The organism is Amycolatopsis sp. cmx-4-54 (assembly GCF_046548895.1).
GTDB lineage: Bacteria > Actinomycetota > Actinomycetes > Mycobacteriales > Pseudonocardiaceae > Amycolatopsis.
This window is the reverse complement of record NZ_JAEBEJ010000006.1, coordinates 426,189-445,344: the sequence shown is the minus strand read 5'-3', so window position 1 is coordinate 445,344 and position 19,156 is coordinate 426,189. Positions and strand designations below refer to the sequence as shown.

General features: G+C 69.6%; 16 protein-coding genes. 2 read left to right on the top strand and 14 right to left on the bottom strand.

Features of this window, described 5'->3' with window-relative positions; all coding sequences use genetic code 11:
* Positions 1 to 27: 27 nt before the first annotated feature.
* The 5 genes from ACLJQ7_RS22740 to glmS all read right to left on the bottom strand — a co-directional run bounded on the left by ACLJQ7_RS22740 (position 28) and on the right by glmS (position 6,908).
* Entirely contained in the window at positions 28 to 1,119 is a 1,092-nt protein-coding gene (locus ACLJQ7_RS22740; RefSeq protein ID WP_410650176.1) for an ABC transporter ATP-binding protein, read from the bottom strand.
* A gap of 4 nt (positions 1,120 to 1,123) precedes the next feature.
* Complete coding sequence (gene xylB / locus ACLJQ7_RS22735; RefSeq protein WP_410650175.1) at positions 1,124 to 2,551, bottom strand: xylulokinase; 1,428 nt, start codon at positions 2,549 to 2,551, stop codon at positions 1,124 to 1,126.
* Positions 2,541 to 3,356, bottom strand: coding sequence for a DeoR/GlpR family DNA-binding transcription regulator (locus ACLJQ7_RS22730; protein ID WP_410650174.1), 816 nt, complete (start codon positions 3,354 to 3,356; stop codon positions 2,541 to 2,543). The genes xylB and ACLJQ7_RS22730 overlap by 11 nt, the downstream gene beginning before the upstream one ends.
* 234 nt (positions 3,357 to 3,590) lie before the next feature.
* A complete protein-coding gene (locus ACLJQ7_RS22725) occupies positions 3,591 to 5,030 on the bottom strand; it encodes an NAD(P)H-hydrate dehydratase (RefSeq protein ID WP_410650173.1) in 1,440 nt (479 codons plus the stop codon).
* 15 nt (positions 5,031 to 5,045) lie between these two features.
* Positions 5,046 to 6,908: a glutamine--fructose-6-phosphate transaminase (isomerizing) gene (gene glmS / locus ACLJQ7_RS22720; protein WP_410650172.1), complete on the bottom strand. Its 1,863-nt coding sequence runs from the start codon at positions 6,906 to 6,908 to the stop codon at positions 5,046 to 5,048.
* A gap of 171 nt (positions 6,909 to 7,079) precedes the next feature.
* On the opposite strand from glmS, the gene ACLJQ7_RS22715 reads away from it, so the two are divergent.
* Positions 7,080 to 7,904: a dienelactone hydrolase family protein gene (locus ACLJQ7_RS22715; RefSeq protein ID WP_410650171.1), complete on the top strand. Its 825-nt coding sequence runs from the start codon at positions 7,080 to 7,082 to the stop codon at positions 7,902 to 7,904.
* 48 nt (positions 7,905 to 7,952) lie between these two features.
* Here ACLJQ7_RS22715 and ACLJQ7_RS22710 read toward each other — a convergent pair whose 3' ends face one another.
* The 5 genes from ACLJQ7_RS22710 to ACLJQ7_RS22690 form a co-directional block, all read right to left on the bottom strand.
* The gene (locus tag ACLJQ7_RS22710; RefSeq protein WP_410650170.1) at positions 7,953 to 8,486 is read right to left on the bottom strand and encodes a hypothetical protein; all 534 of its coding nucleotides are present in this window, start codon (positions 8,484 to 8,486) and stop codon (positions 7,953 to 7,955) included.
* 28 nt (positions 8,487 to 8,514) lie between these two features.
* On the bottom strand, positions 8,515 to 10,926 hold the full coding sequence (locus ACLJQ7_RS22705) for a hypothetical protein (RefSeq protein ID WP_410650169.1): 2,412 nt from the start codon (positions 10,924 to 10,926) through the stop codon (positions 8,515 to 8,517).
* On the bottom strand, positions 10,926 to 11,240 hold the full coding sequence (locus ACLJQ7_RS22700; protein ID WP_016331125.1) for a hypothetical protein: 315 nt from the start codon (positions 11,238 to 11,240) through the stop codon (positions 10,926 to 10,928). Before ACLJQ7_RS22700 ends, ACLJQ7_RS22705 begins: the two co-directional genes overlap by 1 nt.
* A 138-nt stretch (positions 11,241 to 11,378) precedes the next feature.
* A complete protein-coding gene (locus tag ACLJQ7_RS22695) occupies positions 11,379 to 11,684 on the bottom strand; it encodes an acyl carrier protein (protein WP_410650168.1) in 306 nt (101 codons plus the stop codon).
* Positions 11,674 to 13,335, bottom strand: a complete 1,662-nt coding sequence (locus ACLJQ7_RS22690) for a fatty acyl-AMP ligase (protein WP_410650167.1) — start codon at positions 13,333 to 13,335, stop codon at positions 11,674 to 11,676. Before ACLJQ7_RS22690 ends, ACLJQ7_RS22695 begins: the two co-directional genes overlap by 11 nt.
* Before the next feature lie 62 nt (positions 13,336 to 13,397).
* On the opposite strand from ACLJQ7_RS22690, the gene ACLJQ7_RS22685 reads away from it, so the two are divergent.
* Complete coding sequence (locus ACLJQ7_RS22685) at positions 13,398 to 14,330, top strand: cytochrome P450 (protein WP_410650166.1); 933 nt, start codon at positions 13,398 to 13,400, stop codon at positions 14,328 to 14,330.
* 4 nt (positions 14,331 to 14,334) lie between these two features.
* Here the strand turns inward: ACLJQ7_RS22685 and ACLJQ7_RS22680 are convergent, their stop codons facing one another.
* The 4 genes from ACLJQ7_RS22680 to glmM all read right to left on the bottom strand — a co-directional run bounded on the left by ACLJQ7_RS22680 (position 14,335) and on the right by glmM (position 19,088).
* The gene (locus ACLJQ7_RS22680; RefSeq protein ID WP_410650165.1) at positions 14,335 to 14,820 is read right to left on the bottom strand and encodes a hypothetical protein; all 486 of its coding nucleotides are present in this window, start codon (positions 14,818 to 14,820) and stop codon (positions 14,335 to 14,337) included.
* Positions 14,821 to 14,849: 29 nt separating this feature from the next.
* Positions 14,850 to 17,309 carry a hypothetical protein gene (locus ACLJQ7_RS22675; RefSeq protein ID WP_410650164.1) on the bottom strand — a complete coding sequence of 820 codons (2,460 nt, stop codon included), beginning with the start codon at positions 17,307 to 17,309 and terminating at the stop codon, positions 14,850 to 14,852.
* Positions 17,306 to 17,617 (bottom strand): hypothetical protein, encoded by a 312-nt coding sequence (locus ACLJQ7_RS22670; protein ID WP_410650163.1) that lies wholly within the window; start codon positions 17,615 to 17,617, stop codon positions 17,306 to 17,308. The genes ACLJQ7_RS22675 and ACLJQ7_RS22670 overlap by 4 nt, the downstream gene beginning before the upstream one ends.
* Before the next feature lie 136 nt (positions 17,618 to 17,753).
* Entirely contained in the window at positions 17,754 to 19,088 is a 1,335-nt protein-coding gene (gene glmM, locus ACLJQ7_RS22665; RefSeq protein WP_410650162.1) for a phosphoglucosamine mutase, read from the bottom strand.
* Positions 19,089 to 19,156: the final 68 nt, after the last annotated feature.

The window sequence follows — 19,156 nt, the reverse complement described above, 5'->3', positions numbered from 1 at the left end:
ACGACCACCAGTTTCCCACGAACCGGCTCAGGACAGGCGCGCCCCGTCGGTGGCGGAGAACACGTGCAGTTCGTCGGGACGGATCCGCAGGTGCAGGGTGTCGCCCATGGCCGGCGGCTTGCGCGGGTCGACACGGGTGACGACGTTCGGCTTCGTGCCTTCGGCGTCGGTCTCGGCCAGTTTGCCGTACACGTACGCGTCCGAGCCGAGCTCCTCGACGAGCTCGACCTTGACCGGCACGGTGCCGTCCTCGCTGGTCGTCACCTCGAGCGACTCCGGGCGGAAGCCGAGGGTGACCGTGTCGCCGTCGGCCTTGGCGAGGATTTCACGGGTCAGCGGCACGCGCGCGCCACCCAGCTCGGCACCGTCTTCGGTGAGCTTCGCGGTGACGAGGTTCATCGCGGGCGAGCCGATGAACCCGGCGACGAAAGCGTTTGCGGGCCGGTCGTACAGGGCGCGCGGGGTGTCGCACTGCTGGAGGAGACCGTCCGAGAGGACCGCGACCCGGTCGCCCATCGTCATGGCCTCGACCTGATCGTGCGTGACGTACACGGTGGTGACGCCGAGGCGGCGCTGCAGCGCGGCGATCTGCGTACGGGTGGAGACACGCAGCTTCGCGTCGAGGTTCGACAGCGGCTCGTCCATCAGGAAGACCTGCGGCTCACGCACGATGGCGCGGCCCATCGCGACACGCTGGCGCTGACCACCGGAGAGCGCCTTCGGCTTGCGGTCGAGGTACTGCTCGATGTCGAGCAGCTTCGCCGCGTCGAGCACCTTCTGCTTGATCTCCGCCGCCGGGCGGCCCGCGATCTTCAGCGCGAAGCCCATGTTCTGGCCCACGGTCATGTGCGGGTACAGCGCGTAGTTCTGGAACACCATCGCGATGTCGCGGGCCCGCGGCGGCAGCTGCGTGACGTCGCGATCGCCGATCCACACGGCGCCTTCGTCGATGTCTTCGAGGCCGGCGAGCATCCGCAGGCTGGTGGACTTGCCACAGCCGGAAGGGCCGACCAGCACGAGGAATTCGCCGTCGGCGATCTCGAGGTCGAGTGCGTCCACGGCGGGCCGCTCGGAGCCCGCGTAGCGCCGGGTCGCCTTGTCGTAGGTGATCGTGGCCATCGGTTCAGTCCTCTTTCGGTTTCGCGGAAATGCCGTGCCCGAGTTCGCGGGCTTCGAGATGCCGTCGCCGGATCCGGCGCCCCTCGGCGCTGTCCGCCTCGGTCGGCTCGAGTGGGGTGTAGCCGTGCTGTTCCTGCCAGCGGGGAGGTTCCGTGCTGGAAGCGAGGGCCCAGGCCGCCTGCCGCGCGGCACCGACCGCGACGTACTCGGCGACTTCGGGGATGACGACGGGCACGCCGAACACGATCGGCGCGACCGCGCGGACGGCGGCCGACTGCGCGCCGCCACCGATCAGGAGCACGCGGCGGACTTCGAGCCCCTGCTCGCGCAGGGCGTCGAGACCGGCGGCGAGCCCGCACAGCATGCCTTCGACAGCGGCGCGGGCGAGGTTCTCGGGCGTCATGTTCGCGCGGGTCAGGCCGAAGAGCGTGCCGCTGGCGTCCGGGAGGTTCGGCGTCCGCTCACCGTCTAGGTAAGGGAGGAAGGTCAGGCCACCGGAACCGGGCATGGCGGCGAGCGCCAGCTTGTCGAAGTCCGCGAGTTCGACGCCGAGCATCGCGGACGTGGCCGTGAGCACGCGGGCCGCGTTGAGGGTGCAGGCCAGCGGGAGGAAGCGGCCGGTGGCGTCGGCGAATCCCGCGACGATTCCGGACGGGTCGGCGCTCGCGGTTTCGGAGACGCCGAAGACGGTGCCGCTGGTGCCCAGCGAGACGACGACGTCACCGGGGGCGAGTTCGAGGCCGAGCGCGGCGGCCATGTTGTCGCCGGTTCCGGCCGAGACCAGGATCCCGTCCGGGGTGTGGCCCGCGGCTTCGGTGGGGCCGATGACCTTGGGCAGTTCGGGCGTGCGGCCGCCGAAGGCATGCGCGAGCAGGTCTTGGCGGTACTCGCCGGTGGCGGGCGAGAAGTACCCGGTGCCGGAAGCGTCGCCGCGGTCGGTGACCGGCTCGGCGCCGTCACCCAGCAGTCGCCAGGTCAGCCAGTCGTGCGGGAGCAGGACACGGGCGACGCGATCGGCCAGCTCCGGCTCGTTCTCGGCCATCCAGCGCAGCTTCGTGACGGTGAAGCTCGCGACCGGCACCGAGCCGACGGACTTCGCCCAGCTCTCCGGACCGAGTTCGCCGCTGAGGTCTTCGGCCGCTTTCGCGGACCGGGTGTCGTTCCACAGCAGCGCGGGCCGGACGACCTCGCCCGCCTCGTCGAGGGTGACCATGCCGTGCTGCTGGCCGCCGACGCCGATGGCGCCGACGCCGTCGAGCAGGCCGTCGGCGGCCTCGCGGAACGCGTCCCACCAGGCGGCGGGGGCGACCTCCGTGCCGTCGGGGTGCGAGGTGCGGCCGGTGCGGACGATCTCGCCGGTGTTCGCGTCACAGACGACGACCTTCGTCGACTGGGTCGACGAGTCGATTCCGGCGACGAGGTCAGAACTCATATTCCGGGCCCTCCGGTGCGCATTCGACCTGCTCGATGGCGGTTCCCGCGGTGAGCGCCGCCTCGATCTCCTCGGTGGGCGCCTCTTCGTCGGTGATCAGGAGGTCGTAGTCGCCGATGTCGCCGTACGCGTAGGTGGCCGTGCGGCCGAACTTGGAGTTGTCGACGACCAGGACGTTGCGGTCGGCGGTGCGCAGCGCGGCCTTCTTGAGTTCGGCGTAGTCCTGGACCGGGTGGAACAGGCGGCCGACCGCGACCGCGGCGACCGAGACGAACGCGATGTCGGCGTGCGTGCGGTCGAGGAACGCGATGACGTCCGGGCCGGCGCACGAGTCGAACTCGTGGTGGTAGCGGCCGCCCGCCAGGACGATCTCGACGCTCTTGGCCGGGCCGAGGATGCGGGCGGCTTCGAGCGAGTTGGTGAGGACGGTGAGGTCTTCGATCTGGCCGAGGCGGCGGACGAGCGGGAAGAGCGTCGTCGAATCGTCGACGAAGACCGTCTGGCCGGAGTGGACGTGCGCCGCGGCGGCCTCGCCCAGGGCGTCCTTTGTGGCCTGGTTGAAGGTGTCGCGGAAGCGGGCGGCGGACTCCATGGTCGTCGCGGAGTAGGCCTCGACCTTGCCGCGGAGTTTGCGTAAAAGGCGACGGTCGGCGAGGTCGTCGAGGTCACGGTGCATCGTCATCAGGCTGACGCCGAAGCGGGTGGTGAGGTCGTCGATGCGGACGTCGCCGGTGGCGATGACGTGGTCGAGGATCTCCTGGCGTCGTTGCTCGACGGCGGCGTCCGAGGGCCTGGTCTTAGACATGGGCGACACCGTTCACGACGCGGACCATCGCGGTCTCGGCGGGGTGGGTGTCGGCGCTCACACCTGCTTCTTACCAGATTATTCGCCCGGAGTTAACACGTAACTCGATAACTCCCGCATTTTTTGTCACCTCCCCCTCTGGCTCACCGACCTGCGTTTAGCCCCCTAATCGCGCTCTGAGGGCACCCGCCCGCAGAGCACGGTTAGGGGGCTAAACGCAGGTCGTGGCCCTGGTCAGGGGGTCAGGCGGCGGACGGACCGGATGGCATCCGGGACGGCGCCGAGGATGCCGGAGGCCGAGGTCGGGGCGCCGTCGGCGGCGAGGGACCCGGCGAGGGAGTGGACGTGCGTGGCCGCGCCGGCCGCCAGCCACGGGTCGAGCCCGGCGGCGAGCAACGCGCCGACCAGACCGGACAGCACGTCCCCCGAACCGGCCGTCGCGAGCCACGACCCCCGCGGCGTGTTCACCAACGCCCGCCCGTCCGGCGCCGCGACCACCGTGCAGTGCCCCTTCAAGAGCACGACGGCGTCGTACTTCCGCGCGGCCGAACGCGCCGCCGCGACCCGGTCCGCCCCCGGCGGCGAACCCATCAGCCGCTCGAACTCCCCCGCGTGCGGCGTCAGCACGAGCGGCGTGTCCGGATCGCGCGCGTCGAGCACGTCGGGCGAACGCGCGATGATCGTCGTCGCGTCGGCATCCGCGCACACCGGCACACCGCGACCGAGCACGAACCGCAGCACGTCCCGCCCCTCGTTCCCGGTGCCGATCCCCGGCCCGACGACCCAGGCCTGCACGCGGCCCGCGTCGGTCACCGAACCCGTCGCGATGATCTCGGGCCACTGCCCGCGCACGACGTCCGCGGCGTGACCGGCGTACCGCACCAGCCCGGACGTCGCCCGCACCGCCGCACCGGCCGCGAGCACGGCCGCCCCCGGATATGTCGCCGATCCGGCGGCCACCCCGACCACGCCCTGGCTGTACTTGTCGTCATCCGGACCGGGCACCGGCCACGCCGCGGCGACGTCCGCCGTATCGAGCCGCCGCAGATCGGGCTCACTGAGCCGCAGTCCGATGTCCACCAGCGAGACGTCGCCACAGGACGCGGGCGCGAGGGCGTGCACCGGCTTGAGCGCGCCGAAGGTGACGGTCCGATCCGCCACGACCGCCGGGCCGTCGACGGCACCGGTGTCCGGATCCACCCCACTCGGCAGATCGACCGCGAGCACCGGCGAACTCACGTGCTCCAGCAACGCCGCGGCATCCGGCCGCAGCGGCCCACGCGCCGAAATACCGACGATCCCGTCGACGACGAGATCGGCCCACCGGATCCACTGTGGACTGTCCTCAAGGGACACGACCTTGCCGCCGGCTCGCTTCAAGGCGGCCAAACCTGGGCCGTGTGCGCGTTCAGGCTTCAGCAGGATCGCCGAGACTGCGACATTGCGGCGGCGCAGGAAAGCACCGGCCCACAGTGCGTCACCGCCGTTGTTGCCCGACCCGACGAGCAGCGTCACCCGCCGCCCGGATACCGAACCCGTGTGCTCGGCGAGCATGTCGGCGGCGTGTATCGCGAGGCCGAAAGCCGCGCGCCGCATGAGCTCGCCGTCGGGGGTGACGGCGAGCAACCGGTCCTCCGCCGCGCGAATCCGTTCCGTGGTCCAGATTCCCTGCACGACGCCTCCGGTCTGCTACTCGACGGTGACCGACTTCGCCAGGTTACGCGGCTTGTCGACGTCGTACCCGCGCGTGCGGGCGATCTCGGCGGCCAGCACCTGCAGCGGCACCGTGGAGACCAGCGGCTGGAGCAGCGTCGGCACGGCCGGGATCTCGATCAGTTCGTCGGCGAACGGGCGGACGGTCTCGTCACCCTCCTCCGCGATCACGATCGTGCGGGCGCCGCGAGCCTGGATCTCGCTGATGTTCGACACCAGCTTCGAGTGCAGCACCGCGCGCCCCTTCGGCGACGGCATCACCACGACGACGGGCAGGCCTTCTTCGATCAGCGCGATCGGACCGTGCTTGAGCTCGCCCGCGGCGAAGCCCTCGGCGTGCATGTACGCCAGTTCCTTGAGCTTCAGCGCGCCTTCGAGGGCGACCGGGAAACCGACGTGACGGCCGAGGAACAGCACGGCCTTCGAGTCGGCGATCCGGCGGCCGAGGTCACGGACCTGGTCCACAGTGGACAGGACCTTCTGCACCGCGGCGGGCATGGCCTCGAGTTCGGCGAACTCACGGGCGACCTCGTCCGGGTACTTGGTGCCGCGGGCCTGCGCGAGCGCCAGGCCGACCAGGTAGTTCGCCGCGATCTGCGCGAGGAACGCCTTCGTCGAGGCGACACCGATCTCCGGGCCGGCGTGCGTGTAGAGGACGGCGTCGGACTCGCGCGGGATCTGTGCGCCGTTGGTGTTGCAGACCGCCAGGACGCGGGCCTTCTGCTCGCGGGCGTGGCGGACGGCTTCGAGGGTGTCCGCGGTCTCGCCCGACTGGGACACGGCGACGACCAGCGTCGCGCGGTCCAGCACCGGGTCGCGGTAGCGGAACTCGCTGGCCAGCTCGACCTCGACCGGGAGACGGCACCAGTGCTCGATGGCGTACTTGGCGACGAGGCCCGAGTGGTACGCCGAACCACAGGCGACGACGAAGACCTTGTCGACGTCACGCAGGTCCTGATCGGAGATGCGCTGCTCGTCGAGGATGATCCGGCCGCCGTCGAAGTGGCCGCGCAGCGTGTTCGCCAGCGCTTCCGGCTGCTCCTCGATCTCCTTGAGCATGAAGTACTCGTGGCCGCCCTTTTCCGCGGCCGAGAGGTCCCAGTCGACGGTGAACGGCTTGGCCTGGGCGGCGTCGCCGTGGAAGTCGGTGACCTCGTACCCGTCGCGGGTGATCACGACGAGCTGGTCCTGACCGAGCTCGACCGCCTCGCGGGTGTGCTCGATGAACGCGGCGACGTCGGAGGCGACGAAGTGCTCGCCCTCGCCGACACCGACGACCAGCGGCGACGAACGGCGCGCGGCGACGACGGTGTCCGGCTGGTCGGCGATGGTCACGACCAGGGTGAACGCGCCTTCGAGACGGCGGCAGACCGCGGCGACGCTGGCCGGGAAATCGCCCTTCGTGTCGCCCTCGGTGTACGCGCGGGCGATCAGGTGCGCGGCGGTCTCGGAGTCGGTGTCGCTCGCCATCTCGACGCCGTCGGTCTCGAGCTCGGCGCGCAGGGCGGCGAAGTTCTCGATGATGCCGTTGTGCACGACGGCGACGCGCTGGGAGGCGTCGCGGTGCGGGTGCGAGTTGCGGTCGACCGGCGCGCCGTGGGTGGCCCAGCGGGTGTGGCCCATCCCGGCGGTGCCGGTGAAGGCGTCCCTGCCGACGGTGTCGAGCTGGGTCTCCAGGTTGGCCAGGCGGCCCGCTTTGCGTTCGACGTTCAGCGCGCCGGCGCCGTCGAGGACGGCGACGCCCGCCGAGTCATAGCCGCGGTACTCCATCCTGCGCAGGCCGCCGATGACGACGTCCAGGGCCGGGCGGTGTCCGACGTATCCCACGATTCCACACACGCCCACCAGCCTAACGACGGAAATTCGGCCCCTTCCCCCGGGCGCCCGCACCTGCGTTTAGCGGGCTAAACGCGACGCTTAGGCACGCTAAGCAGCGCAGTTAGCCCGCTAAAGGCGAACGCCGGGGCGGCGCGCGGGCCGGACGGGGGCGCGGGCAGTAAGGTCACGAGCATGGCCAGCAAGCCCAAGCAGCTGCTCGCGGAGCTGTCCCACCCAGGTCCGCACGAGGTTCTGCGCGGCAACCTCGCCCTAGTCGGACTGCCCGGCGTCGTGTTCACTCCCCGTTCGGGACTCGGTCTGCCCGCGATCGCGTTCGGGCACGGCTGGTTGCAGCCGACCGGGAGCTACCGCCATCTGCTCCGGCACCTCGCGAGCTGGGGCATCGTCGCGGCGGCCCCGGCCACTCAGCGCGGCCCGTTGCCTTCGCATCGGCTGCTGGCAGGCGACCTGCTCACGACGCTCGACCTGATCACGGCGGTCCGCCTCGGACCGGACGGCATCAGCGTCGACCCGGCGAAACTCGGCTTGGCCGGGCATTCGACCGGCGGCGGTTCGGCGGTGCTGGCCGCCGCGCAGGCCGCCGAGAGCGACGGGCGGCCCGAGATCCGCGCGGTCGCGACCATCACTCCCGCGCAGACGCTGCCGCCGGCGACGGTGTCGGCCCGCTCGGTGACCGCGCCCGGCCTGCATCTCGCGGCGGGCCACGACCTGGTCGCGCCGCCCGTCGGACATGCCGAGGCCATCGCGGACGCGTGGGGCGGGCCGGTGCAGCTGCGGACGCTCGGGAAGTCGTCGCATCTCGGCGTCACCGAGGGCAAGCACTGGAGCCAGCTGCTGCTGCACGGGAAGCCGCACCGCGGGACCCAGCAGCTGACGCGGGCGCTGTTCACCGCGTTCTTCCTCACGCACCTGACGGGGACGACGAAGTACCAGCCCCTGCTGGACGCCGACGTCAAACGCGCCCCCATCGAACTCCAGGACGAACCCGCGGCCTGACCCCGGATCGCGTTTAGCCCGCTAAACGCGATCCGGCGCCGAAGCCGGTCAGTCGACCATCCACGAGTTGTTCGAGAAGTCGTCGTCGTCGAATCCCTTGTCGTCACGGGCGTGACGACCGCGGCGACGCGCGGGCGTGCCAGGCTCTTCGGGCGCCGCGGCGCTGGGAGCGGGTGTCGGCGCCGCGGGCGGGACGTCCACCGTCGCCGGCATTCCGGGCACCCCCGGCGCGACCGGGAGCGGCGGAGGAGGCGCCGGCCGCGACGCGTCAGCACGGGCACCGAACTCGGCGAACCGGGCGTCCGGCTTCTCCTCGTCCTCGATGTCGAAGCCGATCGTGTGGCTGCGGTCGGCGGTCGTCTTGCCGGTCAGCCAGCCGCCCGCCTCCTTGCTCCGCTTCCCCAGCTCCTGCATGTGCGCGGCGTACTTGTCGTGGATGGCGGCGTCCTTCTGCATGGTCTCCGCCGCCTGGGCCTTGGCGTCGGCGAGATGCCGCTCCCGCAGCCCGCGCTGCTCCAACTGCTCCGTGATGGCGGCGTCCTGCCTGGACATGGCGGCCGCCAGCCGGTCAACAGCGCTCATCGGTCCTCCCTCGTTCCCCGGCTACCGATCATCGCTCGTAGCTGATCGAACGGTCGCCGCCCTCGTCGTCGAGCGATCCGCTGATCCGGCCGCCCGCGCCACTGGTCTCGAAAATGCCACCCTCGACGCGGTACTGGCTCGACCCGCGCTGCGTGTCACCCCCGCCGCCACCGGCCGCGCCGCCCATGGCGCCCATTCCACCCATCATGCCGCCCATTCCTGCGGGCGAGCTCCCGGCACCGGCGCTCGCGGGCGCCGGGTCCATCCCGCCGGGAGCCATCCCGAGACCGCCCTCGGCCCCGGAAGGCTGCGCGCCGCCGCCGGACTGCATGCCCGCTTCCAGCGAACCGGCTTCGTTCAGCGACCCCGCCGAACCGCCGTCGAGGGGGCTGCCGATCGCGCTTTCGAAGCTGCCGCCGCCTCCCGCGGTCGGCACGGTGCCCTCGCCACTGGCACCCGACGCGCCGCCCGCGGCGGCTTCGGCCCCCGCGGACACCGAAGCGGTCCCTTCGGCACCGACACCGACCTCGACTCCGCCCGGAGCGCTGAAGCCACCACCACCACCACCACCGCCGCCGCCACCGGGCGCCAATCCGCCGTCGGCCGGGGCGGGCATGGGACGAACGTCTTCGACCTTGCCGGGCTGCGGGTTGCCGGGGTTCCGGTCGTCGAGGCCGTTCTTGATGTCGTCGGTCTCGAGGGTGTCGCCGGGCTTGAGCTCCTTCTTCTCACCCTTTTCGTCGAGGGTGTAGGTGGTCGGCTCGCCCTTGCCGTCGTCGACGGTCACCACGGTCGGACCGTTCGGTCCCTGCGGCTGCTCGGCGGTGATCTTGAGGTTGCCGTCCTGGATGTGGATCTTGCCGTCCGGGCCGGGCCGGTAGACGCCGTCGGCGCCGGGCTCGCCCTCCTTGACCGTGCCCTTCGGCCCGAACTCGCCGTCCTTGCCCTCTTCGCCAGGCTTGCCGTCTTTGCCCTCTTCGCCCTTCGGGTCGTCGAAGTCGAGCTTGTAGTCCTTCTCGTTGCCCTTGCCGTCGTCGACCTTGATGTCCATTTTGCCGTCTTTATCCGGCTCGGTCATCTCGATCTTGTTGTCGCCCTTTTGGACGGTCATGGTGTCCTGACCGTCGATGCCGTCCTTGATCGCCTCGCCCGTCGCCGGGTCGATCGGGTACGGCTTGCCGGTCTCGGGGTCCAGCTCGAGCGGCTTGCCGGTGACCGGGTTCGTGCCCTCGGCGGGCTTGTCCTCGGGCTTCGGCGTTTCGGGAACCTCCGCGGCCGGCGGCGTGCTGGCGCCGCCTCCACTGCCGCTTCCGCCGCCACTCCCGCTTCCGCTTCCACCACCGCTGCCGCCGCCGGTGTCCCCACCGCCGCCCTTGTCGTCGCCCTTGCCCTTGCCGTCGTCGGCGGGCGGCTTCTCGGCCCCGGGCGCGGGGAAGGGGTTGGTGTAGTCCTCCATGAATCGCGAAAGCTCGTGATACTGGGTGTTGATCGTCTCGGTCGCGTTCTTGCAGAGCTTCTTGAAGTTCTCGTACCGCTCACCGAATTCGGTGGCGAAAGAACCCTTCAGCCACTGCTTCGCGGCCCCGATCGCGTAGTCCTTGTTCTCGTCGTTCAGCTTGCAGTCGTCGTGACGCAGCCGTTCGGCGAGGTTGTTGCCCGGACACGCGGAGTCGAGCCAGTACGCGACGTCCATGAGCTTTTCTTTGGAATCGACCTTGCCGTTCGCGATTTCGACGACCTGTTTCGCGATGTACAAAGGCGCCGTGGCGACTTTGTCGACGCGCAGTTTCAGCGTTTCGTCGACTTTCAGCTTGAGCGCGCTGTAGATCTTGTCGATGGTCGAAGGCACCAGTTTGATGGCACCTTCCATCTGCGCGATGAGTTCTTTCGCGTCGGGCTGGATCCGCTGCTCGTACTTGACCTTCGCGGCCGTCGCGCCCTCGCCCTTCCAGTCGTGGAAGAGCGTGGTCAGCGCCGAAGTCGCGTCCTTCTGGGTCTGCTCGACGATCTTCTTGGCGTCGGTGAGGTCCTCGACCTCGTCGAACATCTTCTGGAAATTGATCTCCCGGTTCTCGTGGAACCGGTCCCAGATGTCGGTCTTGTAGCTGATTTCGCCCGACTTCTCCGGCATCTTGTTCCAGACCTGCTCGGCCCAGTCGGAGAAGAAGTCCAGTGCCGGCTTTCCGAGATCGAGCACCTGGTCGGATTTGGTGGTCGCACCCCCGGCGGCGGGCCGGGACATGGCGTCGAGGTCCTTGGCGGCCTGTTTCGTTTCGGCCGCCTGCTTCTTGTCGCCCGCCGCGTTCGAGTCACGTTCGGCGACGGCCTTCTTGTAGGCCTCTTCCCTGCTCCACGGCATCATCAAGGCGTCTTTCGTGCCCTGGGTGACGTAGGGGTCCTTCAGCATTTCGTTGATCTGTGCCTGCGTCGGTTCGCTCATTACTGGGCTCCCGCCTTGTTGGCAGCCGCGGCGTTCGCCTGGTCGGACGAGGTGTAGCGGGTCGACGCGGTGCTGACCCCGCCGGCGAGCTGGGTGAGCTGGCCCGCGTACCCCTTCATCGCGTCGGAAATGGCGAGGATCCCGGTGGCGTAACCCTTTTGGTAGTCCTTGTGGACCCGGCCGAAGTTCTCGGGCCCGACCTGGGTCGGGCCCACCTTCCCCGCCTCGGACGTCGTTTTCTCAGCCGCGCGCTCCAACGACGTCGACGCCGTGAGCATCGCCTCTGAATCGGCTTTGTAGCCCCCGTCCGGCATGACCGGTGCCCCCTTCGTCCCGCTCTGTATTCGCCTCGTTGTCCTACCTACGACGCACGCCGACGACATCAGGTGCCGTCGCATATGCACAGAATGTACCCACCGGCCATCGAGACCGCAGGAACATTCACACCTTTGCTAACTCAAACGATTTCGGCGCAAGAAGCCTGGTAGACCGCGCTTTCGCGGTTTGGCGCCTGCCTCGATGGCCTCGGCGAGCACGGTCGCCGCGCCCCGGATGTCGACCAGGCGATCCAGTTCGTCGAGATCGAGGTCGACACCGAACTCCACTTCGACCGTCGCCAGCAGCCGGACGCGGCGCCGGGAGTCGACGCCCATCTCGGCGAAGGGCGTGTTCTCGTCGATGGTGTCCGGATCGACGTCGAAGGTTTCACAGACGAGGGCCTTGATCTCGTCGACGTACTCGCTCCCGTCAGCTGCCATGGGGGAATTCTGTCCCATCCGCGGTCCAGTACCGCGTTCTGGCCGCGGAACGCGCGACCTTGCCGCTGGAGGTCCTCGGCAGGCCGCCGGGTTTCACCAGGAAGAAGGCGCGAAGCCGCACGTCGTGCCGTTCGGCGACGGCGCGGGTGGCGGCCCGCGCGATCTCGGCTTCGTCGAGGTCGGAGGATTTCCGCGCGCGCTCGGCGACCACGACGACACCCTCCCCCTCGTCGCCGTCGACCGAGAACGCGGCGACGCGTTCCGGCCCTAGAACGGGGTGTGCGGCGGCGACCGTCTCCTCGATGTCGTGGGGGCTGTGATTGCGGCCGTCGATGATGATCAGGTCCTTGATGCGGCCGGTCACCGACAGCCTGCCGTCGCGGATCATGCCGAGGTCGCCGGTGCGGAGCCAGCCACCTTCGCCGTCGAGTTCGGCGCCGAACACCTCGGCGGTCGACTCCGGACGGCGCCAATACCCGGCGGCCACGTTGGGCCCCTTGACCCAGATCTCGCCCGTGTCGACTTTAGCGGGCAAACTGCGATCCGACGGCGGGACGACGCGGACCCGCTGCCCCCTGGGCCAGCCGATCTCGACGATTTCCCGGCCGTCCACTTCGGTCACCACCGGGCCGCCGGAATCGCCGCTGGCGACGTAGACCGTGGCCTCGGCCAGACCGTAGGACGGCCGGAACGCGCCCCTCGGGAAGCCGTGGGGTTCGTAAGCGGCGAGGAACTCCCGGACGGTCGCCACCCGGACCGGCTCACTGCCGCTGAGCGCGATCGACACCGTCGAGAGGTCGTACTCGGCGCGCTTCGATTCGGGCACGGCCTCGGTCACCAGGTCGTACGCGAAGTTCGGGGCCGCGGTGAGCGTGTTCGGATACGACGACATCAGCAGCAGCCAGCGCTCCGGGCGCCGGATGAACTCCAGCGGCGCGATGAACACCGTCCGGCCGCCGGCGTGCATCGTCCCGGCGAGCAGCTGCGCCAGCCCCATGTCGTGGAAGAACGGGATCCAGCCGACGCACGTGGTGTGCTCGTCGACGTCGTAGGCGTCGCAGATCTGCCAGCAGGCGGCCGACAACGCCCGATGCGTGATGATCACGCCGGCCGGAGATCGTGTAGTGCCGGAGGTGTACTGCAGGTAGGCGGGGTCTTCGGGGGAGACCGGCGACGGCGGTGACTGGTCGGCCGGGTCCAGCGGCAGGGTGTCGACGGCGATGATCTCGCGGGGCATCGGAACCGGCTCGGCCCCGGCGAACTCCGTCAACCGCTCGACCAGGGCCTCCGACGTGAGCCAGATGTCGGCGTCGCAGTCGTTGAGGACCCCGACGAGCCGCTCGCGGTGAGCGCGGACGTCCGGTGCGGACAGTGGCACCGCGACAGCCCCGGCGTACAGCGCGCCGAAGAAGGCGACGACGTAAGAGAGGTCCTGCCGCGCCGTGATCGCGACGCGGTCTCCTGGCTGGATCACCTCACGCAGCTTCGCCGCGACAGCGCGGACGTGGACGAGCAGTTCAGCCCAGGTCAGCGTGTCCTCGACGGGCTCGTGCCGGTTCGAGCAGTCGAGGTGCGTGTACGCCGGACGATCGACATCGGCGCGTTCGAGCAGGCGGCGGACGAGCGGGGTCCGCAACACTTCGTCGGGCACTTCTGGTGACGGTTCTGCAGGCACTGGCACATCCTCCGGCCGCGCATGGGCATCATACGAACGTGGACGACTTCTTCGTGCTGGACGATCCGGCGGATCGCGTCAAGGCCCTGCGCGACCGCGAGCTCAGCTCGAACCCGGGCGGTGCCGCGGCCGAGACGCCGAACCTCCTGCTGATGGACGGCGCGGACCACCGGCGGCTCCGCGCGGTCGTCAAGGAGGTCATCGCCCTGGTCGAGCCCCTGCCGAATGCCCTGCTCAGCGACCTACGCGTCACGATTAGCCCGCTAAAGTCGAGTGCGCGCTTCGACCTGGTGACCGATTTCGCCAGGCCGGTGGCGGCCAGGGTGACGGAGGCGGTGCTGGGCACGGTCGAGCCGCTCGGCGAGAAGCTGCTGACGAACCTCTCGGAGACCGCCGCGAATCTGGACGTCTGGTCGGGCGGGCCCGCCGGGGCCGACACCGCCGCGCTCAGGGTCGCGATGTTCTTCCTCAAGGCGACGGCCGTCGAAGGCGGCGGGCTGGCGCTGCTCCGCGAAGCGCACGAAGCGGGCCGGATCACCGAAGACGAGCTGATGATCACGCCGGTGATGCTCGCCCACGCGGCGTACGAGAACTCCATGAACTTCCTCGCCCTCGCCGGACTCGAACTCCTACGCCGCCCAGACGTCCTCGACGACGTACGCGGCCTGATCCACGAAATCGCCCCGACTCGCTTCGCCGCCCGCCGCGTGACCGCGCCATTCTCTTTGGCGGGCAAGGACTTCACGACCGGGGACAAACTGGCCATCCCGCTGGGCCCCGACGCCGAACTCGCCTTCGGCCTCGGCCGGCACACCTGCCCCGGCTCGCGAGTCGCGGTCGCCGAAGGCGAAGCCGCGCTTCGCGCCCTTGCCGAGGTCCTGACTCCCGACCACGTCGTCGAGGAAGTGCGGTACAAGACGCACGCCGTCTTCCACGGCGTCGAGCGGGCCATCGTCGCGCTGCGAACCTGACCGCTCAGGTCGCCAGCCAGTCGGTGTCGGCGAAATCGTCGTCGTCGCCCCGCGCGGCGGCCGCCCGCCGGTGCCGCCCGGCCGGGCGCTCCTCCGGCACGGGCGCCGGAGGTGGCGGGGGCTGCGGCGGCGCGGGAACGGGCGGAGCAGGCGGCCGGTACGCGATCGGCGGATCCTCGGCCGTCCGGTATCCGGCGCGGCGCTCGTTCTCGGTCTCGTCCTCCTCGAACCCGAAGTCGCCGTCGTCCTCGACCTTCTCGCTGAGCGTCGACTCGGTCGCCCAGCCTCCCGCGGCCTTGGCCTTACGGTTTCGCTCCTGCAACCGGACGATGACGCCGCCCTGGATCTTCGACTGTTTCTCGAACTTCTCCTTGGCCTCGGAGAGCGCCTCTTCACGGCGCTTGTCGAGCAGAGCCATCCTGGCGGAGTTCTCGGACTCCAAGTTCGCCAATTTGCTCTTCATCGCGGCAAGCGCGTCTTCGGAACCCACGGTCAGTCCTCCCTCGCTGATGCCGGCCGCTAGCGGAACCCGATGACACCGTCGTCGTCGAGAGAGCCACTGATCCGGCTGCTCGACGTCGCGGTGTCGAAGAGACCGCCGTCGACGCGGTAGCCGCTCGAGGTGCGCTGCTGATCCTCGCCACCGCCGCCCGCTCCGGCACCGCCCATCATGCCGCCGCCCATCATGCCCATTCCGCCGCCCATGGCCATGGCGGACTGCTCGCCGCCGCCCGGCGCCGAGCCGAGCCCCGAGGAGGTGGACGTGGACGCGCCGCCGCCGGCTCCCGCCGGGTCGGAGGCCTCGCCGAGTCCGTCTTCGCCCATGGGGTTGCTCAGCGACTGTGGTGACGTCGACTCCGAATCCGCCGCCGGTGCGGTCTGCTCGGTGGCGGCCGCCGGGACTTCGACCGCGCCGGAAACCGGAATGTCGTGCGTTCGCGCGGACTGGCCGCCGTTGTGCGATGCCGGCTCCGGAGCGGCCTGCGCCGCCGCATGGTCCCTCGCCACCGCTTCGACCGGCTGACCGGGACTGTGCTCGGCGGCGTGCCTGCCACCCGGCACGGCGGCGGTGTCCGAACGAGCTTCGGGAGCGCCGCCGTCGATTGTCTTGGCCGCAGGGCTCTCTTCGCCGAGGGTGTAGGTCGTCGGTTTGCCGCTGCCGTCGTCGACCGTGACGCGGGTGGGTCCATCGGGCCCGTCCGGCCGCTCGGCGGTGATCTTGAGGTCACCGTCCTCGATGTGGATCTTCCCGTCCGGACCGGGTTCGAACGCCTGATCATCCGCACGCGGAGTGTCCGGCACCTGAGCGGCGCCCCCCGGTCCGCGGTTCGGTGTGTCGTCCGGCAACGGCCGCGAGTCACCGAAGTCGAGCTTGTACTCCTTCGGCTGCCCTGCGCCGTCTTCGACCGAGATCCCCATCTTGCCGTCCTTGCCGGGCTCGGCCATGGAGATCTTGTGGTCACCCTGCTCGACGGTGACGGATTCCGGGCTCTCCGGTTTGACCGCCTCGCCGGTGCGGGGATCGATCGGATACGCCTCGCCGGTCTCCGGGTCGACTTCGAGCGGCTTGTCCGTGACGGGGTTGATGTTCGGATCCGGCGGGGTCGGCGGCGCCGGAGGAGCGGGAGGTTTCGTGTCGCCGATCGGCGTGGTGTCGCTCCCACCGCCACTACCTGGCCCGGCGCCCGGACCTCCGCTACGACCGCCGCCGTCGTCCGATCCTCCGCCGGTCTTGAACCCACCGTCCGAGGTTCCGGCCGCCGCGTCGAGATTGACGAACGGGTTCTCTTCGAGCTGGCCGAAGAAGTCGGTCAGGCCCTGCCAAGCCCCCGCGACCGCGGTGTGGGTGTTGGCGCACATGGTTCGGAAGTCGGTCAGGTACTTCGAGTAGAAAGCGTTGAAGGTGCCTGACAGATAGGCCTGGACCTGCCCGATGATGTGATTGATCGTCTCGTCGTCGAGGTCGCAGTCCTCGTCGTTGATCATGTCGCGCGACTGCTGATCGAGGAACTTCGAGCAGTGCTTGAAATCGTCCTGGCTGGCGTTGTTACCGAGCTCGGCGATGCGGATGATCCGATCAAGGTCCTGCGCGGTCACCTCGCCGAGGCGGTCGCACGACGCCTTGATCATCCAGTCGGCCTTGTCGCGGCAGAACTTCGCGACCGATCCGGCCGCCGTCATCATCGCGACGGCGGCGTGTTCCGCACCATCTGCGACGACCTTCGTCTTGGCCTCGTAGTTCTGCTGATAGGTCCGCGCCTGGTCGGCGGCGGCACCCTCCCAGCCGCCGAGGTTCTTGTTCATCTCCCCGGACACGTCACCGGAGGAAGAGGCGACCGCTTCCTTCAGCTTCGTGAACTCGTCGGCACCGGCCGCGAACTTGCCGAACGGGATCTTCCGCTGCTGGTCGTACAGCTCACGCAGCTGATTGATGTCGGCGGGCGCACCGGAACGCACCGCCGCGACCGAACGGTTGTAGAGGGGTACGAAGATCTCGATGTTCTGGAACGACGCTTTACCGAAGTCGAGGATCTGGTCCGAGGTTTCCGCGGCGGGATTGGTGGCGGTCGCTTTGGAGGCCATCTGATCGAGGCCCGCCCTGGCGTCTGCGTTGGCCTTCTGGTTCGCCTGGCGGCCTTCTTCGGCGAACTTGTCGACATAGCCCTTGGCGTTGCCGTAGGCGACCTGGACACTTTCTTCCAGGCTGTTGATCACCGGGATGTCGGACAACATCCCGCCCCAGAAGTTGTTCCCGTTGAGATCGCCTTCGCTGATCTTCATCTGCGCCTTTACGGCGTCACGGAAACCGTTCTTGTCCTCATCGCTGGCGAAGCCGACCTCATCGGGGTCTTCGTCTTCGATGTAGTCGATGTACTGAAGGGCGAGATCACGCCGGACGTCCCACGGGATCCGCGTGTCGTTGATGATCTGCTCGACCTCGGCACGGGTCGGGAGGTCGTCTTCTTCCTGGGCGGTCACCGGCCGCTCGCCTTCACGGCCTGGCTCGTGTCGGCTTCGTTGGCCTCGTACTTGCCGCCCGAAGCGGTCAGCTTCTGCGCGAACAGATCAGCGGCCTTGAGGTAGCTGTCGGCCATAGTGGCCAGCCGTGTGACGGCCGGCCGGTACGGACCGTAGCTGTCCTGGTGCCCCTGCCCGAAATCCAGCGCGATCAACTGGATGTCCTTGACCGCGGCCAACGGCTGTTCCAAAGCGTGCTTCGGAATGTCGCTCAATGCCTTGGCCGCCTGCGTCAACGCCTGCGGATCGACCTTGTGGCCGCCGGCCATGTCTCCCCCTCACCCTGGGCAACGATCTGCGTCGGAGATCAGACGTGACCCAAGCCCTCCCGGTGCCGTTCCTTGCACACGGAATGTACCGGGCCGGTAACCCCAGCGCAGTGACTTGCGGAGATCGTGAGAGCGGTTACGAGGCGGAGGAGACGACTCCCGCGAGCCGGTCGGCGGCCGCCTGTGCGGTGTCGTGCGCGGGGGCCTCGACCATGACGCGGACCAGTTGCTCGGTGCCCGACGGGCGCAGCAGGACACGGCCTTCTTCGCCGAGTTCGGCCTCGACGGCACCGACGGCGTCGCGGACCGCGGCCGAGACGGCGACCGCCGCCTTGTCCGCCACCGGGACGTTCACCAGCACCTGCGGCAGGCGGTTCATGACCGCGGCGAGCTCGGCGAGCGGTTTGCCGGTCGACGCCATGCGGCTCATCACACGCAGCGCGGTGAGGAGGCCGTCACCGGTGGTCGCGTAGGCGGGCAGGACGACGTGGCCCGACTGCTCGCCGCCGAGCGCGAACCCGCTCGCGCGGAGCTCCTCGAGGACGTAGCGGTCGCCGACGGCGGTGGTGACGAGGTTGATTTCGTGCGCGCGCATCGCCAGGTGCAGGCCGAGGTTGCTCATCACGGTCGCGACCAGGGTGTTCTTGGTCAGCTCGCCGGACTCGGCGAGGGCGAGCGCGAGGACGGCCATGATCTGGTCGCCGTCGATGAGTTCGCCCGAGGCGTCGACGGCGACACAGCGGTCGGCGTCACCGTCGTGCGCGATCCCGAGGTCGGCGCCGTACTCGACGACGGCGGCGCGCAACGCTTCCGGGTGATTCGACCCACAGTGCTCGTTGATGTTCACGCCGTCCGGGTCGGCGTGGATCGCGATGACCTCGGCGCCGGCCTTGCGGTACACCTCGGGGGCGGCGAAGGAGGAGGCGCCGTTCGCGCAGTCGACGACGACACGCAGGCCCGCGAGCGGGTGCGGGGTGGCCGACAGCAGGTGCTCGATGTAGCGGTCACCCGCGTCGGGGACGTCCTTCACCCGGCCGACGCCGATGCCGGTCGGACGGGTGACGGGAGCGGCGAGACCGGCTTCGATCTCGTCTTCGATCCCGTCGGGAAGTTTGTGGCCGCCCGCCGCGAAAAGCTTGATGCCGTTGTCGGGCATGGGGTTGTGGGAGGCGGAGATCATCACGCCGAGATCCGCTTCGAGCGCGCCGACCAGGTACGCGACGGCGGGCGTCGGGAGGACGCCGAGGCGGAGCACGTCGGCACCCGCGGAGGTGAGGCCCGCCACCACGGCGGCCTCGAGCATCTCGCCACTGGCACGCGGGTCACGGCCGACGACCGCGACCGGGCGGTGCGAACGGTCGTGGGCGGCGAGGACGCGGGCGGCGCTGGCGGCGAGCGAGAGCGCCAGCTCCGGGGTCAGCTCCTCGTTGGCGAGGCCACGTACGCCGTCGGTACCGAATAGACGAGCCATCTGTCGACCTCCTTGAAAAACCACCACGACAACCTAGCCAGTCCCCCCGCCTGCCCGCCCGCGCCCCC

What these genes read in the sequence shown, in the direction of transcription:
- ACLJQ7_RS22705 (WP_410650169.1), bottom strand. Translation starts at nt 10,926, where the DNA reads ATGAGCGAACCGACGCAGGCACAGATCAACGAAATGCTGAAGGACCCC.
- ACLJQ7_RS22730 (WP_410650174.1), bottom strand. Translation starts at nt 3,356, where the DNA reads ATGTCTAAGACCAGGCCCTCGGACGCCGCCGTCGAGCAACGACGCCAG.
- ACLJQ7_RS22695 (WP_410650168.1), bottom strand. Translation starts at nt 11,684, where the DNA reads ATGGCAGCTGACGGGAGCGAGTACGTCGACGAGATCAAGGCCCTCGTC.
- ACLJQ7_RS22710 (WP_410650170.1), bottom strand. Translation starts at nt 8,486, where the DNA reads ATGAGCGCTGTTGACCGGCTGGCGGCCGCCATGTCCAGGCAGGACGCC.
- ACLJQ7_RS22670 (WP_410650163.1), bottom strand. Translation starts at nt 17,617, where the DNA reads ATGGCCGGCGGCCACAAGGTCGATCCGCAGGCGTTGACGCAGGCGGCC.
- ACLJQ7_RS22715 (WP_410650171.1), top strand. Translation starts at nt 7,080, where the DNA reads ATGGCCAGCAAGCCCAAGCAGCTGCTCGCGGAGCTGTCCCACCCAGGT.
- ACLJQ7_RS22740 (WP_410650176.1), bottom strand. Translation starts at nt 1,119, where the DNA reads ATGGCCACGATCACCTACGACAAGGCGACCCGGCGCTACGCGGGCTCC.
- glmM (WP_410650162.1), bottom strand. Translation starts at nt 19,088, where the DNA reads ATGGCTCGTCTATTCGGTACCGACGGCGTACGTGGCCTCGCCAACGAG.
- xylB (WP_410650175.1), bottom strand. Translation starts at nt 2,551, where the DNA reads ATGAGTTCTGACCTCGTCGCCGGAATCGACTCGTCGACCCAGTCGACG.
- ACLJQ7_RS22700 (WP_016331125.1), bottom strand. Translation starts at nt 11,240, where the DNA reads ATGCCGGACGGGGGCTACAAAGCCGATTCAGAGGCGATGCTCACGGCG.